The organism is Nocardioides sp. GCM10030259 (assembly GCF_042666375.1).
In the GTDB taxonomy this organism is placed as follows: domain Bacteria; phylum Actinomycetota; class Actinomycetes; order Propionibacteriales; family Nocardioidaceae; genus Nocardioides.
Genome location: NZ_JBHTDF010000026.1, coordinates 266,301 through 285,741, shown reverse-complemented (window position 1 = coordinate 285,741; position 19,441 = coordinate 266,301). Strand labels below are relative to the sequence as shown.

At 70.4% G+C, this 19,441-nt stretch carries 18 protein-coding genes and 1 tRNA gene; 13 read left to right on the top strand and 6 right to left on the bottom strand.

What is annotated here, in order from left to right; translation table 11 throughout:
* Positions 1-30 precede the first annotated feature (30 nt).
* Entirely contained in the window at positions 31-1,500 is a 1,470-nt protein-coding gene (pyk, locus tag ACFQQI_RS24945; RefSeq protein WP_378569329.1) for a pyruvate kinase, read from the top strand.
* A 33-nt stretch (positions 1,501-1,533) separates the two neighbouring features.
* Complete coding sequence (locus ACFQQI_RS24940) at positions 1,534-2,058, top strand: 2'-5' RNA ligase family protein (protein ID WP_378569327.1); 525 nt, start codon at positions 1,534-1,536, stop codon at positions 2,056-2,058.
* A gap of 94 nt (positions 2,059-2,152) precedes the next feature.
* On the opposite strand, the gene ACFQQI_RS24935 is transcribed toward ACFQQI_RS24940, so the two are convergent.
* Positions 2,153-2,225, bottom strand: a tRNA-Leu gene (locus tag ACFQQI_RS24935).
* Between the two features lie 122 nt (positions 2,226-2,347).
* Between ACFQQI_RS24935 and ACFQQI_RS24930 the strand changes: the two genes are divergently transcribed.
* From ACFQQI_RS24930 to ACFQQI_RS24905, 6 genes are all read left to right on the top strand, one after another.
* Entirely contained in the window at positions 2,348-2,530 is a 183-nt protein-coding gene (locus tag ACFQQI_RS24930; protein WP_378569325.1) for a hypothetical protein, read from the top strand.
* A 34-nt stretch (positions 2,531-2,564) separates the two neighbouring features.
* Positions 2,565-3,182, top strand: coding sequence for an ANTAR domain-containing response regulator (locus ACFQQI_RS24925; protein WP_378569324.1), 618 nt, complete (start codon positions 2,565-2,567; stop codon positions 3,180-3,182).
* Between the two features lie 296 nt (positions 3,183-3,478).
* Positions 3,479-4,666 (top strand): hypothetical protein, encoded by a 1,188-nt coding sequence (locus tag ACFQQI_RS24920; RefSeq protein ID WP_378569322.1) that lies wholly within the window; start codon positions 3,479-3,481, stop codon positions 4,664-4,666.
* Between the two features lie 11 nt (positions 4,667-4,677).
* Positions 4,678-5,853, top strand: coding sequence for a branched-chain amino acid ABC transporter permease (locus ACFQQI_RS24915; RefSeq protein WP_378569320.1), 1,176 nt, complete (start codon positions 4,678-4,680; stop codon positions 5,851-5,853).
* Positions 5,846-6,844 (top strand): ABC transporter ATP-binding protein, encoded by a 999-nt coding sequence (locus ACFQQI_RS24910; RefSeq protein WP_378569318.1) that lies wholly within the window; start codon positions 5,846-5,848, stop codon positions 6,842-6,844. Before ACFQQI_RS24915 ends, ACFQQI_RS24910 begins: the two co-directional genes overlap by 8 nt.
* Entirely contained in the window at positions 6,841-7,629 is a 789-nt protein-coding gene (locus tag ACFQQI_RS24905) for an ABC transporter ATP-binding protein (protein WP_378569316.1), read from the top strand. Before ACFQQI_RS24910 ends, ACFQQI_RS24905 begins: the two co-directional genes overlap by 4 nt.
* Positions 7,630-7,809: 180 nt before the next feature.
* Here ACFQQI_RS24905 and ACFQQI_RS24900 read toward each other — a convergent pair whose 3' ends face one another.
* Positions 7,810-9,123, bottom strand: a complete 1,314-nt coding sequence (locus tag ACFQQI_RS24900) for an ABC transporter substrate-binding protein (RefSeq protein ID WP_378569314.1) — start codon at positions 9,121-9,123, stop codon at positions 7,810-7,812.
* A 172-nt stretch (positions 9,124-9,295) separates the two neighbouring features.
* Positions 9,296-10,042, bottom strand: a complete 747-nt coding sequence (locus ACFQQI_RS24895) for a DUF554 domain-containing protein (RefSeq protein WP_378569312.1) — start codon at positions 10,040-10,042, stop codon at positions 9,296-9,298.
* A 111-nt stretch (positions 10,043-10,153) separates the two neighbouring features.
* Between ACFQQI_RS24895 and ACFQQI_RS24890 the strand changes: the two genes are divergently transcribed.
* On the top strand, positions 10,154-10,729 hold the full coding sequence (locus ACFQQI_RS24890; RefSeq protein ID WP_378569311.1) for a GNAT family N-acetyltransferase: 576 nt from the start codon (positions 10,154-10,156) through the stop codon (positions 10,727-10,729).
* Positions 10,730-10,832: 103 nt separating this feature from the next.
* Here ACFQQI_RS24890 and ACFQQI_RS24885 read toward each other — a convergent pair whose 3' ends face one another.
* Positions 10,833-11,261 (bottom strand): PaaI family thioesterase, encoded by a 429-nt coding sequence (locus tag ACFQQI_RS24885; protein ID WP_378569310.1) that lies wholly within the window; start codon positions 11,259-11,261, stop codon positions 10,833-10,835.
* Between ACFQQI_RS24885 and polA the strand changes: the two genes are divergently transcribed.
* Positions 11,260-13,974, top strand: a complete 2,715-nt coding sequence (gene polA / locus ACFQQI_RS24880) for a DNA polymerase I (RefSeq protein WP_378569309.1) — start codon at positions 11,260-11,262, stop codon at positions 13,972-13,974. The two genes, ACFQQI_RS24885 and polA, sit on opposite strands and share 2 nt — an antisense overlap.
* On the opposite strand, the gene ACFQQI_RS24875 is transcribed toward polA, so the two are convergent.
* Positions 13,968-15,230 carry a lipopolysaccharide biosynthesis protein gene (locus ACFQQI_RS24875; protein WP_378569308.1) on the bottom strand — a complete coding sequence of 421 codons (1,263 nt, stop codon included), beginning with the start codon at positions 15,228-15,230 and terminating at the stop codon, positions 13,968-13,970. The genes polA and ACFQQI_RS24875 overlap by 7 nt on opposite strands.
* Positions 15,231-15,317: 87 nt before the next feature.
* On the opposite strand from ACFQQI_RS24875, the gene ACFQQI_RS24870 reads away from it, so the two are divergent.
* Positions 15,318-17,051 (top strand): hypothetical protein, encoded by a 1,734-nt coding sequence (locus tag ACFQQI_RS24870; protein WP_378569307.1) that lies wholly within the window; start codon positions 15,318-15,320, stop codon positions 17,049-17,051.
* A 58-nt stretch (positions 17,052-17,109) separates the two neighbouring features.
* Positions 17,110-17,259, top strand: a complete 150-nt coding sequence (locus tag ACFQQI_RS24865) for a hypothetical protein (RefSeq protein WP_378569306.1) — start codon at positions 17,110-17,112, stop codon at positions 17,257-17,259.
* Positions 17,260-17,339: 80 nt separating this feature from the next.
* On the opposite strand, the gene ACFQQI_RS24860 is transcribed toward ACFQQI_RS24865, so the two are convergent.
* Positions 17,340-18,503 carry a glycosyltransferase family 4 protein gene (locus ACFQQI_RS24860; RefSeq protein ID WP_378569305.1) on the bottom strand — a complete coding sequence of 388 codons (1,164 nt, stop codon included), beginning with the start codon at positions 18,501-18,503 and terminating at the stop codon, positions 17,340-17,342.
* 114 nt (positions 18,504-18,617) lie between these two features.
* Here ACFQQI_RS24860 and ACFQQI_RS24855 point away from each other — a divergent pair, with 114 nt between their 5' ends.
* Positions 18,618-19,439 (top strand): class I SAM-dependent methyltransferase, encoded by an 822-nt coding sequence (locus ACFQQI_RS24855; RefSeq protein ID WP_378569304.1) that lies wholly within the window; start codon positions 18,618-18,620, stop codon positions 19,437-19,439.
* Positions 19,440-19,441: the final 2 nt, after the last annotated feature.

The following is a 19,441-nucleotide window of genomic DNA, read 5'->3' as shown; positions in this document are numbered from 1 at the left end:
GAAGGTCAAAGTCGAGATAGGGTGAAGCACGTGCGTAGAGCCAAGATCGTCTGCACCCTCGGCCCGGCGACCGCGTCGCCCCGACGAATCCGGGAGCTGGTGTACGCCGGCATGGACGTCGCGCGGCTCAACATGAGCCACGGGGCGCACGAGGACCACGCCGAGGCGTACCGCCTGGTGCGTGAGGCCTCCGACGCCAGCGGCCACGGCGTGGGCGTCTTCGCCGACCTGCAGGGCCCGAAGATCCGCCTCGAGACCTTCGAGAACGGACCGGTCGTGCTGCACCGCGGCCAGGAGTGGGTGATCACCACCCGCGACGTGCCCGGCGACGACAAGGCGTGCGGTACGACGTACAAGGGCCTGCCCGGCGACGTCAACGTCGGCGACCCGATCCTCATCGACGACGGCAAGGTCCGGCTGCGGGTCACCAAGGTCGAGGACGGCACCGACGTGCACACCGAGGTGCTGGTCGGCGGGAAGGTGTCCAACAACAAGGGCATCAACCTGCCGGGCGTCGCCGTGTCGGTGCCGGCGCTGTCGGAGAAGGACATCGAGGACCTGCGCTTCGCGCTGCACCTCACGGTCGACTTCATCGCGCTGAGCTTCGTGCGCGACGCCAAGGACGCCGACGACGTCCGCAAGATCATGGACGAGGAGGGCGTCCACGTCCCGATCATCGCCAAGATCGAGAAGCCGCAGGCGATCCACAACCTCGACGAGGTGATCGCGGCGTTCGACGGCTTCATGGTCGCCCGCGGCGACCTCGGCGTGGAGTGCCCGCTCGAGGACGTGCCCTTCCTGCAGAAGCAGATCATCGAGAAGGCGCGGCTCAACGCCAAGCCGGTCATCGTCGCCACGCAGATGCTCGAGTCGATGATCACCAACCCGGCGCCGACCCGCGCCGAGGCGTCCGACGTCGCGAACGCCGTGCTCGACGGCGCCGACGCGGTGATGCTCTCCGGCGAGACCAGCGTGGGGGAGTACCCCGTCCACACCGTCGAGACGATGGCCCGCATCGTCTCCGCGACCGAGGCGCATGCGCTCCAGGAGGGGCAGCGCGCCGGGGTGGCCGCGATCGACTGGGACCCGCACACCAACAGCGGTGTCATCGCGAAGGCGGCCGAGGAGGTCGCCCAGCGCGTCGGCGCGAAGTACGTCGTCGCGTTCACCCAGAGCGGCGACTCCGCGAAGCGGATGTCGCGGCTGCGCGGCCCGATCCCGATCCTCGCGTTCACGCCGGTCGCGGCCGTCCGGTCGCAGCTCGCGATGAGCTGGGGCGTCGAGACGTTCCTGACCGCCGTGGTCGAGCACACCGACGAGATGGTGCGCCAGGTCGACGAGCAGCTGCTCCAGATCGGTCGCGTCACCGAGGGCGACCTCGTCGTGATCATCGCCGGTGCCCCTCCGGGCATCCCCGGCTCCACCAACGCGCTGCGGATCCACCGGATGGGCGACGCCATCAAGGGAGTCGCTCCGGCGTACCGGCGACCCGAGCGCTGAGGCGTCGCTCCGCCGGAGGGCGACACTGGGCGCATGGCGCTCGCGGTCTGCCTCCTCTTCGACGGCCGGTCCGAGCGGCTGGTCCGGGAGCTGTGGAGCCGCCTGGAGGCGCAGGGCGTCCACACGCTCGAGACGCACACGCACCGCCGGCACCGGCCGCACCTCTCGTACGCCGTGCTCCGCGCGTGGGACCTCGAGCGGGTGCGCGACGCGGTGACCGCGCTGCCCGACGATGGCGAGTTCCTGGCCGAGGGGCACGGGTCCGTACTGTTCCCGCGCGGCCGGATCGCGCTGGCCGTCTCGATCCCCGCGGCGGCCGCCGTCCGCCAGGAGCGCGTCGTTGCGGCCCTCGCGTCGACCGGGGCCGACCTGCACCAGCACTACCGGCCCGGCCACTGGATCCCGCACGTCTCGGCCGCCACCCACGCCCCGCGTCCGGTCCGGACGGCCGCGGTGGCCACGATCGCCGACACCGTGCCGATGGGGCTGACCGTCGCCCGGGCGGCGCTGATCGACAGCGCGACGGGGGAGACCTGGCCGCTGCCGACCGTGCCGTGACCGTTGCTTCCCGCACGAAACTCGAACTTCTGTCGTGCAACTGCGTGCGGGAAGCACGAGATTCACCGGGTACCCGGTGAAACTCGTGCCACCGTGCCCCGGGTGGGATTCGAACCCACACTGGACGGTGTTTGAGACCGCTTCCTCTGCCGTTGGGATACCGGGGCCGACAGCGCCAGAACCCTAGCCGAATCCAGCCCGGACTCGACCCTTGGCTAAAGTCGAGTGACCCACTACAGTTTCGAGCGGACAGGGTTTCGCGGGTGCTCGGGCAGCAGGGGAGATCGACGTGAGGATCGACGGAGGGTTCATCGCCGGCTGGGGACGGCGCAGCAACGAGCGTGCCGTCGCGAACGCGCGGCAGGCGTCGACGGCGCTGAGCCGGGCGCGGGTCGAGCGCGACGAGGTCGAGCTCTACCTCCGCGGGCGGGGCGCCCGGGTGCCGACGCCGGGGGCCGCGCGACCGGCCTGACGGAGTACCTCCACGGGCCGCTACCCTTCTGCCCGTGAATGACCCGACCGACCAGCCGCCGCCCGAGAGCGCTGCGCGCCGGGTCGTGATCGCCGAGGACGAGGTCCTCATCCGGATGGACCTCGCGGAGATGCTCTCCGAGGAGGGGTACGACGTCGTCGGCCAGGCTGGCGACGGCGCCAAGGCGGTCGAGCTGGCCGAGGAGCTGCGCCCCGACCTGGTGATCCTCGACGTCAAGATGCCCGTGCTCGACGGCATCGCGGCCGCGGAGCGGATCGCGGGCCAGCGGATCGCGCCGGTCGTCATCCTGACGGCGTTCTCGCAGCGCGACCTGGTCGAGCGGGCCCGCGACGCCGGTGCGATGGCCTACCTGGTCAAGCCGTTCAGCCAGTCCGACCTGGTGCCGGCGATCGAGATGGCGGTGAGCCGCTTCGCCGAGCTCTCGATGCTCGAGGCCGAGGTCGCCGACCTCTCCGAGCGGCTCGAGACCCGCAAGGCCGTCGAGCGTGCGAAGAACGTGCTCCAGGAGCAGCTGAGCCTCTCCGAGCCCGAGGCGTTCCGCTGGATACAGAAGACCGCCATGGACCTGCGCCTCTCGATGCGCCAGGTCGCCGAGGGTGTCATCACCCACGGACCCGGGATCGCCGGCTGAAGGCCGGGGCCCGGCCGGGACGATGCGGACGTGTCTCGGCCCGATCACGCTTCGGTAACGCCGTCGCGCGCACCGACGCCGCGCGCCGGGTTGTGGCGCGGAGCACATCACTGACCCCTAGACTGCCGTGCGAACCCAGCCGGGTTCTGGATGGGAGGACCGAGTTGAAGTCTCGACACGTCGTCCGCGAGCGGACGATGGTCCGGGGGGCAGCGGGACTCGTTCTCGCGCTGCTGCTCGCGCCACTGCTCGCGTTGATGTCATCGGGGCCGGCACATGCAGTGGAGACGCTGTGCATGCCGTCACCCGAGGCGGGCTGCATCGCCGGCACGCTACGCACCGAGGCCGACGTCGTTCCCGACGCGACCATCACGATCACCGGACCGGGTGGGTTCTCCGAGGAGGTCACCACCGGTGAGACCGGCAAGTGGAACGTCCAGGTCTCGGAGCCGGGCGACTACACCGTCACCCTCGACGAGGACAGCCTCCCCGACGACGTGGTGACCGACCGGCCCGAGATCAACGTGACCGTCAAGCTGGGCGCCACGCAGGCCGCGACGATCGACGTCCGCACCGGCTCCTACAGCGCCGAGACCAGCAAGGTCGACGAGCTCGTCCAGAGCACCGTCAACGGGCTCCGGCTCGGCCTGCTGCTCGCGCTCGCGTCCGTCGGTCTCTCGCTGATCTACGGCACCACCGGCCTCTCGAACTTCGCGCACGCGGAGCAGGTGACGCTGGGCGGGCTCCTCGGCTACCTCTTCATCAACCAGAACGGCCTCAGCCTCTGGGTCGGCGGCATCCTCGTCGTCATCGTGTGTGCCTTCAGCGGGTGGTTCCAGGACAGAGTGCTCTGGCAACCACTCAGACGCCGTGGCCTGGGGCTGATCCAGATGATGATCGTGACGATCGGCCTCTCGCTCGCCCTCCAGTACTCCTTCCAGTACGCCGTCGGCGCGCGCACCGTCCGCGTTGTCCAGGACAACCCGGAGGTCAGCACGTTCGGGTCGGTGACGATCACCAACCAGTCCATCGTCGCGATGGCCATCTCGATCGTCGTCCTGGCGGCCGTCGGCTACGCGCTGCTGCGGACCCGGATCGGTCGCGCCACCCGCGCGGTGTCCGACAACCCGGCGCTCGCAGCCGCCTCCGGCATCGACACCGACCGGGTGATCCGCCTGGTGTGGACCGTCGCGATGGGCCTGGCGGGCCTCTCCGGCCTCCTCTACGCCCTGGTCACCAACGGCATCAAGTGGGACTCCGGCATGCAGATCCTGCTGCTGCTCTTCGCCGCGGTCACGCTCGGCGGCCTCGGTACGGCGTTCGGCGCGCTCATCGGTGCGCTGATCATCGGCCTGGTGGTCGAGCTGTCGCCGGTGCTGGGCATGCCCGGTGACTTCAAGTACGCGACGGCCATGTTGATCCTGATCCTGCTCCTGCTCGTGCGGCCGCAGGGTCTGCTCGGCAAGGCCCAGCGGGTCGGGTAAGGGAGGCAGCCATGGACACCATCCAGTTCATCCTCAACGGCATGATGCGCGAGGCGCTCTCGCCCCAGACCGCTGCCGTCGCCATCGCCGTGATCGGCCTGAACATCCACTTCGGCTTCACGGGCCTGATCAACATCGGCCAGTCGGCCTTCATGCTGCTCGGGGCCTACGGCTTCGCGATCTCGATCTGGCACGGCCTGCCGATGATCGTCGGCGTCCTGCTGGGCTTCGCCGCGGCGTTCGTCTTCGCGCTCATCCTGGGTGCGCCGACGCTCAAGCTGCGCGGCGACTACCTGGCGATCGTCACGATCTCGGCGGCAGAGATCATCAGGTACGTCGGCAGATCGGCTCTGTTGACCGACTTCACGGGCTCTGCCCAGGGCATCCCCGGCAGCCAGTTCCGCGATCCCTTCACGAGCCTGTCGTTCTTCGGCGGCGGGGCGTTCACGCTGCTCCCGTTCAACTACACCGACGTCGCCGACGGCGCGGCGTGGGTGCGGATCATCGGCTGGGTCGTCGTGGTCGCGGTGATCGTGCTCGTGGTCCAACGGCTGCGGAAGGGCGGCGCGTTCGGCGGCATCGCGCAGGCCGCGCTCATGATGGGCCTGATCGTCTTCGGCCTGTTCCTCCTGTTCTTCCTCTTCCCGGTCCCCAACCAGCGCACCGGTGTCAACGGCTGGTGGGTCCGGTTCGTCGCCTGGGGTCTCGTGCTGCTGTGCACGCTCCTGGTCTACCTGCTCGTCCGCAGCCCGTGGGGCCGCCTGCTGCGCGGCATCCGCGAGGACGAGGACGCGATCCGCTCGCTGGGCAAGAACGTCTTCGCCATCAAGATGCAGGCGCTGATCATCGGCGGTCTGTTCGGTGCGCTCGGCGGGATCATGTACGTGCTGCCGGCCAGCGTGCAGCCGGACTCGATGGGACGCTCGCTGACGTTCTTCTGCTACACGGCGCTCCTGCTCGGTGGCGCCGCGACGATCTTCGGGCCGGTCCTCGGCGCGATCCTCTTCTTCGCGGCTCGCATCGGGATCAAGTACACCGCCGCGGCGTACGTGCCGGACAGCATCATGAACGGCCAGCAGACCGAGCAGTTCTCCTACATCGTGGTCGGTGTGGCGCTGATGCTGATCGTGATCTTCAGGCCACAAGGCATCCTGGGCAACAAGAGGGAGTTGCGTTTCAATGTCTGACCAGATGTCCTCGTCGGCCGTCGCGCCGCGCAACCTGGCGGACCCGGCGGCCCGCCGCGAGCTGGTCGCGGGCTTCGACGCCGAGCCGGGCTCGAGCAAGCCGGACCCGATCCTGGTGGTCGACAACATCGTCCGCCAGTTCGGCGGCATGACGGCCGTCGACGTCCAGCACATGGAGGTGCAGCGCGGCCTGATCACCGCGCTGATCGGTCCGAACGGTGCCGGCAAGACGACGTTCTTCAACCTGATCACCGGCTTCGACCGGCCGACCTCGGCCGGCGAGGGGGCGCACTGGGCCTTCGACGGCAGGAAGCTGGACAAGACCTCGGCGTCGAGCGTGGCCCAGGCCGGCATGGTCCGGACCTTCCAGCTCACCAAGGCGCTGAGTGCCATGACGGTGATCGAGAACATGATGCTCGGCGCCCAGAACCAGGCCGGCGAGAACCTCTTCAAGTCGATCTTCCGTGGCACCTGGCGCAAGCAGGAGACGGAGATCGAGGCGAAGGCCGACGAGCTGCTCGGGCGGTTCAAGCTGTACGAGAAGAAGAACGACTACGCCGGCAGCCTCTCGGGCGGCCAGCGCAAGCTCCTCGAGATGGCCCGGGCGCTGATGAGCGATCCCAAGATGATCATGCTCGACGAGCCGATGGCCGGCGTGAACCCGGCGCTGACCCAGTCGCTGCTCGGCCACATCCAGAGCCTGCGCGACGAGGGCACGACCGTGCTGTTCGTCGAGCACGACATGCACGTCGTCCGCCACATCTCCGACTGGGTCGCGGTGATGGCGGAGGGCCGGCTGGTGGCCGAGGGCCCGGCCGACACGGTGATGTCCGACCCGGCCGTGATCGACGCCTACCTCGGTGCGCACCACGACACCGACCTCGGCGACGACGCACTGCTCACCGACGCGACGATGGAGGAGCTCGCCGAGGAGGTCGCGGCCGCGGACGCCGAGCGCGAGGCCGAGGAAGAGGCGGAGGGACTGCGATGACCGAGCAGCAGACGGGTGGCACCGCCACCGAGACCCGATCGGCGGTCGTGGAGGCCCGCGACGTCGTCGCCGGCTACCTGCCGGGCGTGAACATCCTCAACGGCTGCAGCCTGGTCGCCTACCCGGGCGAGATGATCGGCATCATCGGCCCGAACGGCGCCGGCAAGTCGACGCTCCTCAAGGCGATGTTCGGCCTCGTGAAGGTGCACTCCGGCTCCGTGATGCTCGGCGATCGTGACATCACGAACCTGCGCACCAACCAGCTGGTGGAGATGGGCGTCGGCTTCGTGCCGCAGACCAACAACGTCTTCCCGTCGCTGAGCATCGAGGAGAACCTGCGGATGGGGCTGTTCCTGCGCCCCAAGAAGGTGCGCGAGCGCCTCGACGCCATGTGGGACCTCTTCCCGGTGCTGCACGACCGGCGCAACCAGAGCGCCGGCGCGCTCTCCGGTGGCGAGCGCCAGTCGCTGGCGATGGCCCGGGCGCTGATGATGGAGCCGTCGGTGCTGCTGCTCGACGAGCCCTCCGCGGGCCTGTCGCCGGTGCGCCAGGACGAGACGTTCCTGCGCACCCGGCGCATCAACAAGACCGGCGTCTGCGTGGTCATGGTGGAGCAGAACGCCCGCCGCTGCCTGCAGATCTGCGACCGCGGCTACGTGCTCGACCAGGGCCGGGACGCCTACACCGGCACCGGACGCGAGCTCGCGAACGACCCGAAGGTCATCGAGCTCTACCTCGGCACGCTGGCCAAGGACGTCGACGAGTCCCGAGACCACGAGGCCTGAGCCTCGGCGTACGACGAAACGGCCCGTCCCGGTTGGGGCGGGCCGTTCGCATTCGGTGGGTCTCGATGAAACTCCCCGACCGCCGCGCAGCTGCGTGCGAACGACAGACCCGGGAAACGACAAGGGGCCCCGGACCGAAGTCCGGGGCCCCTTGCCAGAGCTCAGCAGGTGATCGTCAGATCACTTGCTGCCCTCCACGGTGCTGGTGAGCTCGTTCTTGTTGTCGGTGTTGTAGGTGTAGATGCCGACGAACGCCGACGACGGGTCGTTCTCGTCGTCGATCGGACCGATGCCCGACGGACCGGCGTACCGGATCTCGCTGCCCTCGTCCAGCAGGGCGACGCAGTCCTCGTACGACGTGCACTCCTCGCCGTCCGTGGCGCCGGAGACGGCCGCGATGTTGTCCTTGATCGTGGCCGGGTCGGTGCCGCCGCCCTTCACCGCGGCGAGCGCGGCGAGGATGGTGGCGTCGTAGGACTCGGCGCCGTACGCGAAGTCCTTGAGCTGCTGGCCCTCGGCCTGGTCGTACCAGCCGACGAGACGGTCCTTGAAGCCCTGCTCCGGGTCGGCGCCCGGGATGGTGCCCTGCGCGCCTTCCATGGTGCCCGGCTCGAAGTCCGCGCTGTAGTCGGCGGTGTTGCCGTCGGAGAGGTAGGTCTTCGCCATGTCCCAGCCCTGAGCCTTGAGCTCGGGGATGATCGACTTGGTCTCGTCGAAGGCGAGGACGACGATCGCGTCGGGCTTGGCGGCGAGGACGCCGCTGACCTCGGCGGAGAAGGTCGTCTGGCCGGCCGGGAACTCGTCGCCCTGGCCCTTGCAGCCGTAGACGCAGGAACCACCGGCGGCCGTGACGGTCTGCTCGACCGCGTTGCGCAGGCCGGTGCCGTAGGTGTCGTTGAACACCAGGAATCCGACCTTCGAGTAGCCGTCGGTCGAGATCAGGGTGCCGAGCGCGTTGCCCTGGACGCCGTCCGGCGGAGCGGTGCGGAAGTACCACGGCGAGTAGCCGGACAGGTCCACCGCGGTGTTCGCCGGCGAGATCTGGACGATCTTGTTGTCGGCGAAGGTGTCGACGACGTTCAGCGAGACGCTGGACGACGCGGCACCGATGATCACGGAGGGCTTGCTGGCAACGAGGGTGCCCGCAGACGCGGTGGAGACCGACATGTCGGTCGAGTCACCGGAGTCCTGGACGTCGTGGCAGGCCTGTGCGCCGCCGACGCCGCCCGCGGCGTTGATGTCCGAGACCGCCAGGCCGACGCCAGAGATCTCCGGCGGGCCGAGGTATGCCAGGTTGCCGGTGAGCGGCAGGATGCCACCCACGCGGAAGGAGTCGGCGCTGGTCGCGCTGCCGGCGCACTTGTCGTTGGTGAACGAGTCCGCGGCGGGGGCCTCGGACGTGGCGGTGTCTTCGGCCTGGGGCTCGTCTCCACCATCGTCGGAGTCGCCTCCGCAAGCGGTCAGGGCGAAGCTGAGGGCGGCTGTGCCCGCCATCAGCCGCACCCAAGTGGCGGTTCTGGATCGATTCACGGGGTGAACCTTTCTGTCGCGTTGATGCACTACACCGCGCCCGTCCTCGGGTTTGGTACGGGCATAGCCTTGTCACCGTAGGGCTGGGCACAGGGCAACCGGTGGTACGGAACACTGTCGTTAGCGAACCGTTACGTCAATGAAGCGCGCCCACGACCTGCACCAGAAGGGGCGCGACCAGCAGCGCGGGGAGCAGGTCGGCGACCGGGATCTCGCGCACGCGGAGCAGCCGCAGCGCCACGCCGACGAGCAGCAGGCCTCCGGCGGCGGTGATCGCGGCGAGGTGGGCGTCGGGGAGGACGTCGCCGAGTCCCAGCCCGATCAGGGTGAGGCTGCCCTGGATCGCGATGATGGTGACGACGCTCGCCGCGACCCCCCAGCCGAAGGACGCCGCGAACGCGATCGCGGCGAAGCCGTCGAGGGCCGCCTTCAGGAAGAGCTGCTCGGCGCCGTTGCCGAGCCCGTCGTTGAGCGCGCCCAGGATCGTGAGCGGGCCGGTGCAGAAGACGAGGGATGAGATCACGAAGCCCTCGATGAAGCGGTGCCGCTCGGCGGAGCTAGTGCCGCCCGCGAGCCGCTGCTGCAGCCAGCCGCCGAAGGACTCCACCCGCGACTCCAGCCGCAGCAGCGAGCCCACGATCCCGCCGACCAGCAGCGAGCCGAGCACGATCAGCATCGGTGCGCTGTCGCCGACCCGGTCGGCGAGGTCGTCGTCGAGCACCGCCATCGCCGACGTACCCGCGATCAGCAGCGTGACCAGGCCCAGCGAGTCGGTCACGACGTCGCGGGTGCGCACCGGCAGTCGGTTGCCGAGGAGGACCCCGATGGTGCTCCCGATCAGCACGGTGGCGACGTTCACGACGGTGCCGATACCGGGGATCACAGGACTCCTCTGACATCTCGGGGAGCCTGAGCGTAGTCTCTTCCGTTGGAGCCGCGTTCGGGGGACGGGAGACGCGGCAGACCTGAGAGGTCCAGGAAAGGCTATGGCGCGATGAGTCGCTCCCTGGTGTCACTCCGCTCGGTGACCCCCGAGGACGCGCCGCACCTCGCGGAGGCGTGGTCCGACGTCATCCGCAGGGTCGGTCCCGAGGACCAGGTCCTCGACATGGAGACCGTGATCGGGGTCGTCCTGGCCGCCGACGACCAGCGGATCGTGGTGGCGGAGTACGACGGCCACTTCGCCGGCGCGGTCCATCTCGAGCGCACGACGATGTCGGCGCTCAACCTCGAGCCCGTCGTCCGCGCGCTCTCGCCGCACGTGCTGCCGCAGTACCGGCGGCACGGCGTCGGCACCGCGCTGATGGACGCCGCGGTCACGTGGGCCGAGGAGCTCGGCATCCCCCACGTCGCGACCGCGGCCGTCGCGGGCTCCCGCGACGCCAACCGCTTCATGGCGCGGATCGCGCTCGGGCCGTACGCCGTGCTGCGGGTCGCCACGACCCACGCGGTGCGGAGTCGGCTCAGCGTCCACCGCCGCCCGGTCGCCACCGGCAACGGCCGGCAGCTGACCCAGGTGCTCGCCGCCCGCCGCTCGCTGCGCCGCAGCCGGGCGAGCGTCGAGGGGTAGCGGAGACGCGTCAGCGGATCCGCTGTTGGTGGTCGAGCGAGCCGCGCGACTGAGGAACGAAGTCGCGTCCGGCGTGTCGAGGCCCCGTGAGGTGCGCGCCGGCCTATGCGTACCGCTCCCGCGGCATCAGCGCGCAGGTGATGCGCGACGTGCAGACACGCTTGCCGCGCTCGTCGGTGATCACGACCTCGTACGTCGCGGTCGTGCGGCCGAGGTGGATCGCGGTGGCCGTCCCGGTGACGGTGCCGGACGTGGCCGAGCGGTGATGGGTCGCGTTGATCTCGATGCCGACCGAGAGCCGGTCGGGCTGGGCGTGGATCGCCGAGCCGACCGAGCCCAGGGTCTCGGCGAGCACCACTGACGCGCCGCCGTGGAGCAGCCCGTAGGGCTGCGTGTTGCCCTCGACCGGCATGGTCGCGACCACCCGCTCGGCGGAGATCTCGGTCAGCTGGATGCCCATCTTCTCGTTCAGGACGCCCATGCCCTGGGGCATCGAGGCGAGGAAGTCGTCCAGGGAGAGCTCGTCGGTCATGGCCTCATCCTGCCTGTCGGTGCCGGCCACTAGAGTCGGCAGGGTGCCACGCCTGCTGCTGCTCGACGGTCACTCGCTCGCCTACCGCGCCTTCTTCGCGCTGCCCGTGGAGAACTTCTCCACGGCGACGGGCCAGCACACCAATGCCGTCTACGGCTTCACCTCGATGCTCGTCAACGTGCTGCGCGACGAGCAGCCGACCCACGTCGCCGTCGCGTTCGACGTCTCGCGCCAGACGTTCCGCCTGGAGGAGTACTCCGAGTACAAGGCCAAGCGCAACAAGACGCCGGGGGAGTTCAGCAGCCAGCTGCCGCTGATCGAGCGGGTCCTGACCTCCTTCGGCATCAAGTTCCTGAAGAAGGACGGCTACGAGGCCGACGACATCATCGCCACGCTGGTCACCCAGGCCCTCACCGCCGACGACATGGAGGTGCTGATCCTCACCGGCGACCGCGACTCGCTCCAGCTGGTGACCGAGCGCTCGACGGTGCTCTACCCCATGCGCGGAGTCTCCGACCTCGCCCGGATGACCCCGGCGGCCGTGGAGGACAAGTACAAGGTGCCCCCCGCGCGCTACCCCGAGCTCGCCGCGATCGTGGGGGAGACCTCCGACAACCTGCCCGGAGTGCCGGGAGTCGGTCAGGGCTTCGCCGCGAAGTGGATCAACCAGTACGACGGCCTCGACAACGTGATCGCCCACGCCGACGAGATCACCGGGAAGAAGGGCGAGGCGCTCCGCGAGCACCTCGGCGACGTGATCCGCAACCGCCGGCTCAACGCGCTGGTGCGCGACCTCGACCTCGAGGTGGCTCCCGACGACCTCCTGAGCGAGGGGTGGGACCGGCAGGCCACGCTCACGCTGTTCGACGAGCTCGAGTTCCGCGGTGAGCTGCGCACCCGCGCGCTGGAGACCCTCGGCGCCGAGGAGGAGCCTCCCGTCGAGGAGGGCGGCTTCGAGCTGGCCGGGCGCGTGCTCGGCCCGGGTGAGGTCGGCGACTTCCTGGCCGGGCTGGGGGAGCAGCACGTCGGCGTCCACATCCGCGGCTCCTGGGGCTCCGGCACCGGCTCGGTCGACGGGATCGCCCTGGCGGCCGTGACCGGCCTCGCGGCGTACTTCGACGTCGCCGGGCTCGGCCCGGAGGACGACAAGGCGCTCGCCGAGTGGCTCGCCGACCCGGAGCGCCGCAAGGTGCTCCACGACGCGAAGGGGCCGATCCTCGCCCTCGCCGCCCACGGCTGGACGCTGGGGGGACTCGTGAGCGACACGGCGCTGGCGGCGTACCTCGTCCAGCCCGACCAGCGGTCCTACAACCTCGCCGACCTCACGCTCCGCTACCTCCGTCGCGAGCTGCGCGGTGAGGGCGAGACCGACCAGGGCACGCTGTTCGCCGACGAGGGCGAGGACGCCGCGTCCACGGCGATGCTGCACGCCCGTGCGGTCATCGACCTCGCGGAGGCGCTCGACTCCGAGGTCGACCGCGCCGGCGGCGCGCGGCTGCTGGCCGAGGTCGAGCTGCCGCTGGTCCGCCTGCTCGCGAAGATGGAGCAGACCGGCATCGCCGTCGACAGCGACCACCTCGAGAGCCTCGAGAGCCACTTCGCCGCCGAGGTGCGCCAGGCCGCCGACGACGCGTACTCCGTGATCGGCAAGGAGATCAACCTCGGCTCGCCCAAGCAGCTCCAGGTGGTGCTGTTCGACGAGCTCGACATGCCGAAGACCAAGCGCACCAAGACCGGCTACACGACCGACGCCGACGCGCTGCAGGCGCTCTACGTGAAGACCGAGCACCCGTTCCTGCTGCACCTGCTCCGCCACCGCGACGTGGCGCGGCTGCGGCAGACGATCGAGGGACTGCTCAAGACCGTCTCGGGCGACGGCCGCATCCACACGACGTTCAACCAGACGATCGCGGCCACCGGCCGGCTCTCCAGCACCGACCCCAACCTCCAGAACATCCCGATCCGCACCGAGGAGGGCCGTCGCATCCGGGAGGGCTTCGTCGTCGGGCCCGGCTTCGAGTCGCTGATGACGGCCGACTACAGCCAGATCGAGATGCGGATCATGGCCCACCTCTCCGAGGACGAGCTGCTGATCGAGGCGTTCAAGTCGGGTCGCGACTTCCACTCGATCACCGCGGCGCGGGTCTTCGACGTACCGGCCGACGACGTGACCGTCGAGATGCGCGCGAAGATCAAGGCGATGAACTACGGCCTCGCCTACGGCCTGTCCGCCTTCGGCCTCGGGCAGCAGCTCGGGATCGACCCGAGTGAGGCGCGCGGGCTGATGGACGAGTACTTCCAGACCTTCGGCGGCATCCGCGAGTACCTCGGCGGCGTGGTCGACGAGGCCCGCAAGACCGGCTTCACCGAGACCATCTGGGGCCGGCGCCGCTACCTGCCCGACCTGACCAGCGACAACCGCCAGCGCCGCGAGATGGCCGAGCGGATGGCGCTCAACGCGCCGATCCAGGGCTCGGCTGCCGACCTGATCAAGGTCGCGATGCTCAACGTCGACAAGGCGATCGACCAGGCCGGCCTCCAGTCCCGGATGCTGCTCCAGGTCCACGACGAGCTCGTGTTCGAGGTCGCGACGGGGGAGCAGGAGGCGCTGGAGACGCTCGTCCGCGACCAGATGGGCAGCGCGGCCGACCTGGCCGTGCCGCTCGACGTGTCAGTGGGCTTCGGCCGCAGCTGGCACGAAGCCGCTCACTGATCGACGGTCGGCGCGGGCGCGCGGCTCGCGGTGCGCGTCGGCCGCTGGATGACCGTCAGGCTGATCGCGAGCAGCGCCGCGAGCAGCACGAGGTCCGTCGAGATCACGACGGTCAGCAGGCCGCGCAGCGTGGAGCAGCTGAGCCCGAGCCCGACCACGGTGACCAGAGCGATCCACACGAGGTACGCCGAGCGCTGGCCCTGGCGCGCCAGCACGGAGTAGACGAGCAGCTGCAGCATCGCGAGGACGGTGCCGAGCACGGCGAAGACCCAGAGGTGGTCGGCGATCTCGGTGTACTCGTCCCCGCCGACGAACACGAGAGCCAGGTCGGGGAGCAGCGACGTGCCGAGCACGACGAGCAGGCCGAGGCCGAGCACGAGCCCGAGGCTCGCGACGAGCGTGCGGCGAGCCTCCTGGACCGTGGACATCGACGGGAACGCGACCACGACGACGAACTGCGGGAGGAACAGCACGGCCTTCGTCAGGATGAGGCCGCCGGCGTACAGGCCCGCGTCGTGCTCGTCGAGCACGTTGCGGGCGACGATGATGTCGACGTTCGACAGCGCGAAGAACGCGAGCAGCGTCTGCGAGTTGCGCACGATCTCGCGGGCCACCCGGCGGAAGCCGTGGTCCTCCGAGTCCACCCCGAGGTCACGGGGGCGGCGCAGGAACCACCAGCCGGCCATGATCGGGAAGCAGGCTCCGATCCCGACGCCGACCAGCGCGGCCAGCTCGGTCGGCTGCCAGAGGATGATCACGGTGCCGATCACGATGCGCGGGACGCCGCTGAGGATGTAGACGACCGACAGGGCGCCCCAGCGGCGCTCGCCCTGGAGGATGCCGGCCTGCCCGCCCATGATCGTGAGCGGGACGGACACCGCCGAGACCAGTGCCGCGGTCGCGAGGCTGTCGAGGCGCAGCACGGCGTTGAGCACCGGGGTGAGCAGGAGGAGCACCACCCCCAGCCCGATGGCGGCGCGGTAGGTGACCCCGAGGACCGTCTTCTCGATCTGGGCGACGTGGGTGGGCTCCGACGCGATCCGGCGCGCGGCCGTGGCCTGCAGCCCGAGCTGGAGCACCGAGATGACCAGCAGGGCGGCCATCAGCGACGCGAACGCGCCGTACGAACGCGGGCCGAGCACGCGGGCGGCGATCACCGTGAAGCCGTACGTCGCGACGTTCATGATCCCCATCGCGACCGCGACGTACGCCCCGCTCCGCAGCGAGGCGGGCAGCAGTCGACGGGCGGCGGTCACGGCGCAGAGCCTACGAGACTCGTCGTCGCGGAAATGCGCGGGCGATAGATTGCGGGGCGCAGTCGTCCGGTGAGGAGCAGAGGAACCGTGAGCAGTCCCCAGGTCCTCATCGCTCGTGCCTGGCCCTGGGTGCTTGCCGTCGTCGTCCTGGGTCCGTTGCTGCCCCGCGGCTTCGTCCTGACCTACGACATGGTGTTCGTCCCCGACCTCGGGTTCCGCTCCGACTTCCTCGGTCTCGGCTCGGGCCTGCCGCGCGCGGTGCCGTCCGACGCGCTCGTCGCGGTGCTCGACGAGCTGCTGCCCGGGGACCTGCTCCAGAAGCTGGTGCTCCTCGTCGCTCTCGGGCTCGCCGGCACCGGGGCTCGTCGTCTCGTACCGGCCGAGAGCCTCACCGCCCAGCTCGCGGCCAGCACGCTCTACCTCTGGAGCCCGTTCGTCGCCGAGCGGCTCGGCATCGGGCACTGGCCCCTGCTGCTCACGTACGCCGCACTGCCCTGGATCTACGACGCGACGCGGCGTGCGCGGGCGGGGGAGCGGACGCTGCCGCTGATCGTGCTGTGGCTGGCGTTCGCGAGCCTCAGCGCTGCCGGTGGCGTGATCGCCACCGTGTTCGCGCTCGCGTGTGTGGCCGGCCGTCGGCCCGACGCACTGCGTCGTACGGCGGTCGTCGCGGTGGGCGCGGTCGCGCTCAACGCGCCGTGGATCGTCGCGGGGGCGCTCCACGGCAGCGGTGCGCTCAGCGACCCGCTCGGCGTCGAGGCGTTCGCCGCCCGGGGCGAAGGCCTGCTGCCCCTGCCGCTCACGCTCCTCGGACTCGGCGGCATCTGGAACGCCGAGGTCGTCCCCACGTCACGCGAGGGCTGGGCGGCCGTGGCCGCGCTGGCCGTCGTGGTGGGCGTCAGCGCGGTCGGTCTCCGGCGCTGGCGATCGTCGATCGCACTGCGTGACCGGCTCGGTCTCGGTCTGGCCGCTGTCGTCGGCTTCCTCGTTGCGCTGGCGGGGAGCGTGGCACCCGACGCGGTGGCGTGGATCGTCGCCCACGTCCCCGGCGGCGGGCTCTTCCGCGACGGCGCGCGATTCGTGGCGCTGCTCGCACCGCTCGTCGCCAGCCTGTTCGGCGTCGGCGTCGCCGCGGTGGTCGACCGGCTGGCCGAGCGCGCGGCGCGCATCGTCGTGGCGACTGTCCTCGTCCTCGCGCCGGTGGCGCTGATGCCCGACCTGGGGCTCGCCCTCTCCGGGCGCCTGTCGCCGGTCGACTACCCGGACGAGTACGCCGCCGCGCGTGCCGCCGTGCAGCAGCGGCAGAGCGACGGCGTCCGTGGCGACGTGCTGCTGCTGCCCTTCAATTCCTATCGGCTGCCGAGCTGGAACGACGGCCGCCGCACGCTCGACCCGACCGGTCGGTACCTGACGCCGAACTACCTGGCCAGCGACGTCCTCTACGTCTCCGGAGCCGCGATCGCGGGGGAGGACGAGCGGGCCGCCCGGGTGGGCGAGTTGCTCGGCGCGGGTCTCGACGACGACGACCTCGCCCGGGGGCTGGCGCAGGAGGGCATCGCCTGGGTCGTGCTGGACAAGGAGGCCCAGGAGCAGGTGGGCGACGCGGCTCCGTCCGCGGACCTCAGCGACCTGCCCGTCGTGCACGACGGGTCCCGGCTGGTCGTCTGGGAGCTGCCGCAACCGGATCCGGAGGAGGCTTCTGCGGGGACGAAGGTCGCGGTCGCGCTCGCGTGGGCCGTCGGCCTCGGAGCCGTCGCGGTCAGCGGCGCCGTCACCGTGGGACGCCGGTTCCGGACGCGCCGGAAAGTGTCACAGAATTGACAAGATCCCAGGTACTCAGTGGTAGGTTGTGCCGCAACCTGAGGGAGAGGGACCCGACGTGCAGGCTTTGATCATCGGTGGAGTGGCCTTCCTGGTCGGCGCTGGCCTGGCCGGCGCGACGGCCTTCGGCGTCGTCAACAGCGCGACGTCCGGGACCTTCCAGCCCGCGAGCGACAACGTCCTCGAGTACGGCACGACCAACCAGTAGTCGCCGACCGACAGACGTCCAGAGCCCGCCGCATCGCATGCGGCGGGCTTTGTCGTGCCTGGGGGAGGTGAGCCGGAGGCTCAGGGACCGTCCGGGTCCTCCACGCTGACCCGCTTGCCGTCCAGCACGTCGGCGAGCACGTGGGCGAACGACTCCTGCGAGTGCGACCACGTGAACGTCTGCGACATCTCGAGTGCACCGGTGCCGAGCCGCTCGCGCAGCTCGCCGTCCTCCAGGAGCTCGCGCACGGCGTCGGTGAACTCCGCCTCGTCGCCCACCAGCACCCCCGAGCGCAAGTGCGCGATCGACTCACGGGTGCCGCCGGCCGACGTGTAGGCGATGGTCGGCACGCGGTGCGAACCGGCCTCGCCGATGACCAGGCCCCACCCCTCCTTGATCGAGGGGAGGAGCATCAGCCACGAGCGCGCGAGGATCTCGTGCTTGCGGGCCTCCGTGACGAACCCCTCGAACGTCACGAGATCGCCCACGCCGGCGTTCGCGACGTACTTCTGGAGGTCGTCCTCCCACCAGCCGCTGCCGACGATCGAGAGCCGGATGCTCGGGTGCGCGTCGCGCAGCGCCACGACCGCGTCGATCGCGTGCTCGATCTGCTTGTGGGGGACGAGTCGGCTCACGACGACCAGTGAGGGGTACGCCGTCTTCGTCGGGAGGATGTCGGGTGGCGCCGCGGTGCCGTTGTGGACGACCGCGAGGCGGCGCTTGCTGATGCCGAGCTCCATCAGCTCGGTCCGGGTGGCCCGCGAGACCGCGACGTACTGGCAACCGCGGTAGAGGGCGGGTGCGAGCCGCCGCTCGATCCACCAGCCGACCTTGCCGAGCAGGCCGGGGAAGATCACGGGCCACTGCTCGCGGTGCACGTGGTGCACCAGCACCACGACCGGCTTGCGGGTGCCGAGCCGGGTGAAGAAGGGGAGGCCGTTCTGGACGTCGACGACCGCGTCGATCCGGCCGAACCCGCGGCGCAGCAGCATCCACAGGCCGTAGAGGTAGATCTCGAGGTGGTTGCCACGGCGCACGTAGCGGACGCCGTCGACGACCTCGTCGGAGGGCGCCTCGTCGTGGGCAGCACAGAAGATCGAGACCCGGGCGCCGCGCTCCACCAGTCCGCGCGCCATGGTCTCGACGTACCGTTCCGACCCGCCGCCCTCGGGGTTCTTGGTGTCGCGCCAGTTGAAGAACACGACGTGGCGACCCGCGATGGTGGCGGGACCGCGTCCCTCCATGGCAGGGCATGTTACCCGCCGGTTATGCGACGGGCCGCATTTCCGCAGAACCCGGTGGTGGTGCCTCCGGGCGGTGCCCCGGAGCCGGGCGCGCCAATGCCATACTCTCCGCTCGTGTCGGTGATCTCCCAGTGGCGGCTGTTCGTCGAGCGGCGGATCGCGTTGCCTGTGCGAGACGACGACCTCGTGCTCGACGTCGGCAGCGGCGACAAGCCGTCCTGGCGGGCAGACGTGCTGCTCGACCTGTACGCCGGCGCCGAGTTCGCGGCGCAGCGTTCCGGTCGGGCCTCGGCGCGGGTCTCCCGGCCCCTCTTCGACGCGGACGCCGCTGACATGCCGTTCGCCGACGGCGCGTTCGACTACGCGATCTGCTCGAACCTGCTCGAGCACGTCACCGACCCTCTCGGCGTCGCGGCCGAGCTGACCCGCGTGGCCAAGGCGGGCTACATCGAGGTGCCAGAGGCAGCGAGCGCGAAGATCGTCGACTTTCCCAGTCACCTCTGGTGGTGCCGCCTCGACGAGACCGACCCTGACGCGCCGACGCTCGTGATGACCGCGAAGAACGCGCCGTTCTTCGACCCGGAGATCAACGCCTACATCGAGCGCGCCGGCGTCCGCCAGGCGCTCGACGACGTGCTCAACAGCAAGTTCGAGCACCGGGTCATCCAGCTGCACTGGGCCGACCAGGTGCGGCTGCGGACCGAGGGCGAGCTGGACCCGGAGTTCGCGGCCGCGGCGATGGCGGCCCCGGGTCACCAGCGCACCTGGGAGACCGTCGTCGTCCAGGGGGCGACCAGCGTGCTGACCGCCCGCACCCGACGCCGCCGGAGGCGGGTGCAGGTGCGCTACAACGACGTGGTCAAGCCCGAGCTGCGACGCCCCGACAACCCGATGCTCGAGCCGCGGATCTACCGCGTCGGCGATGGGGACGCGTGACC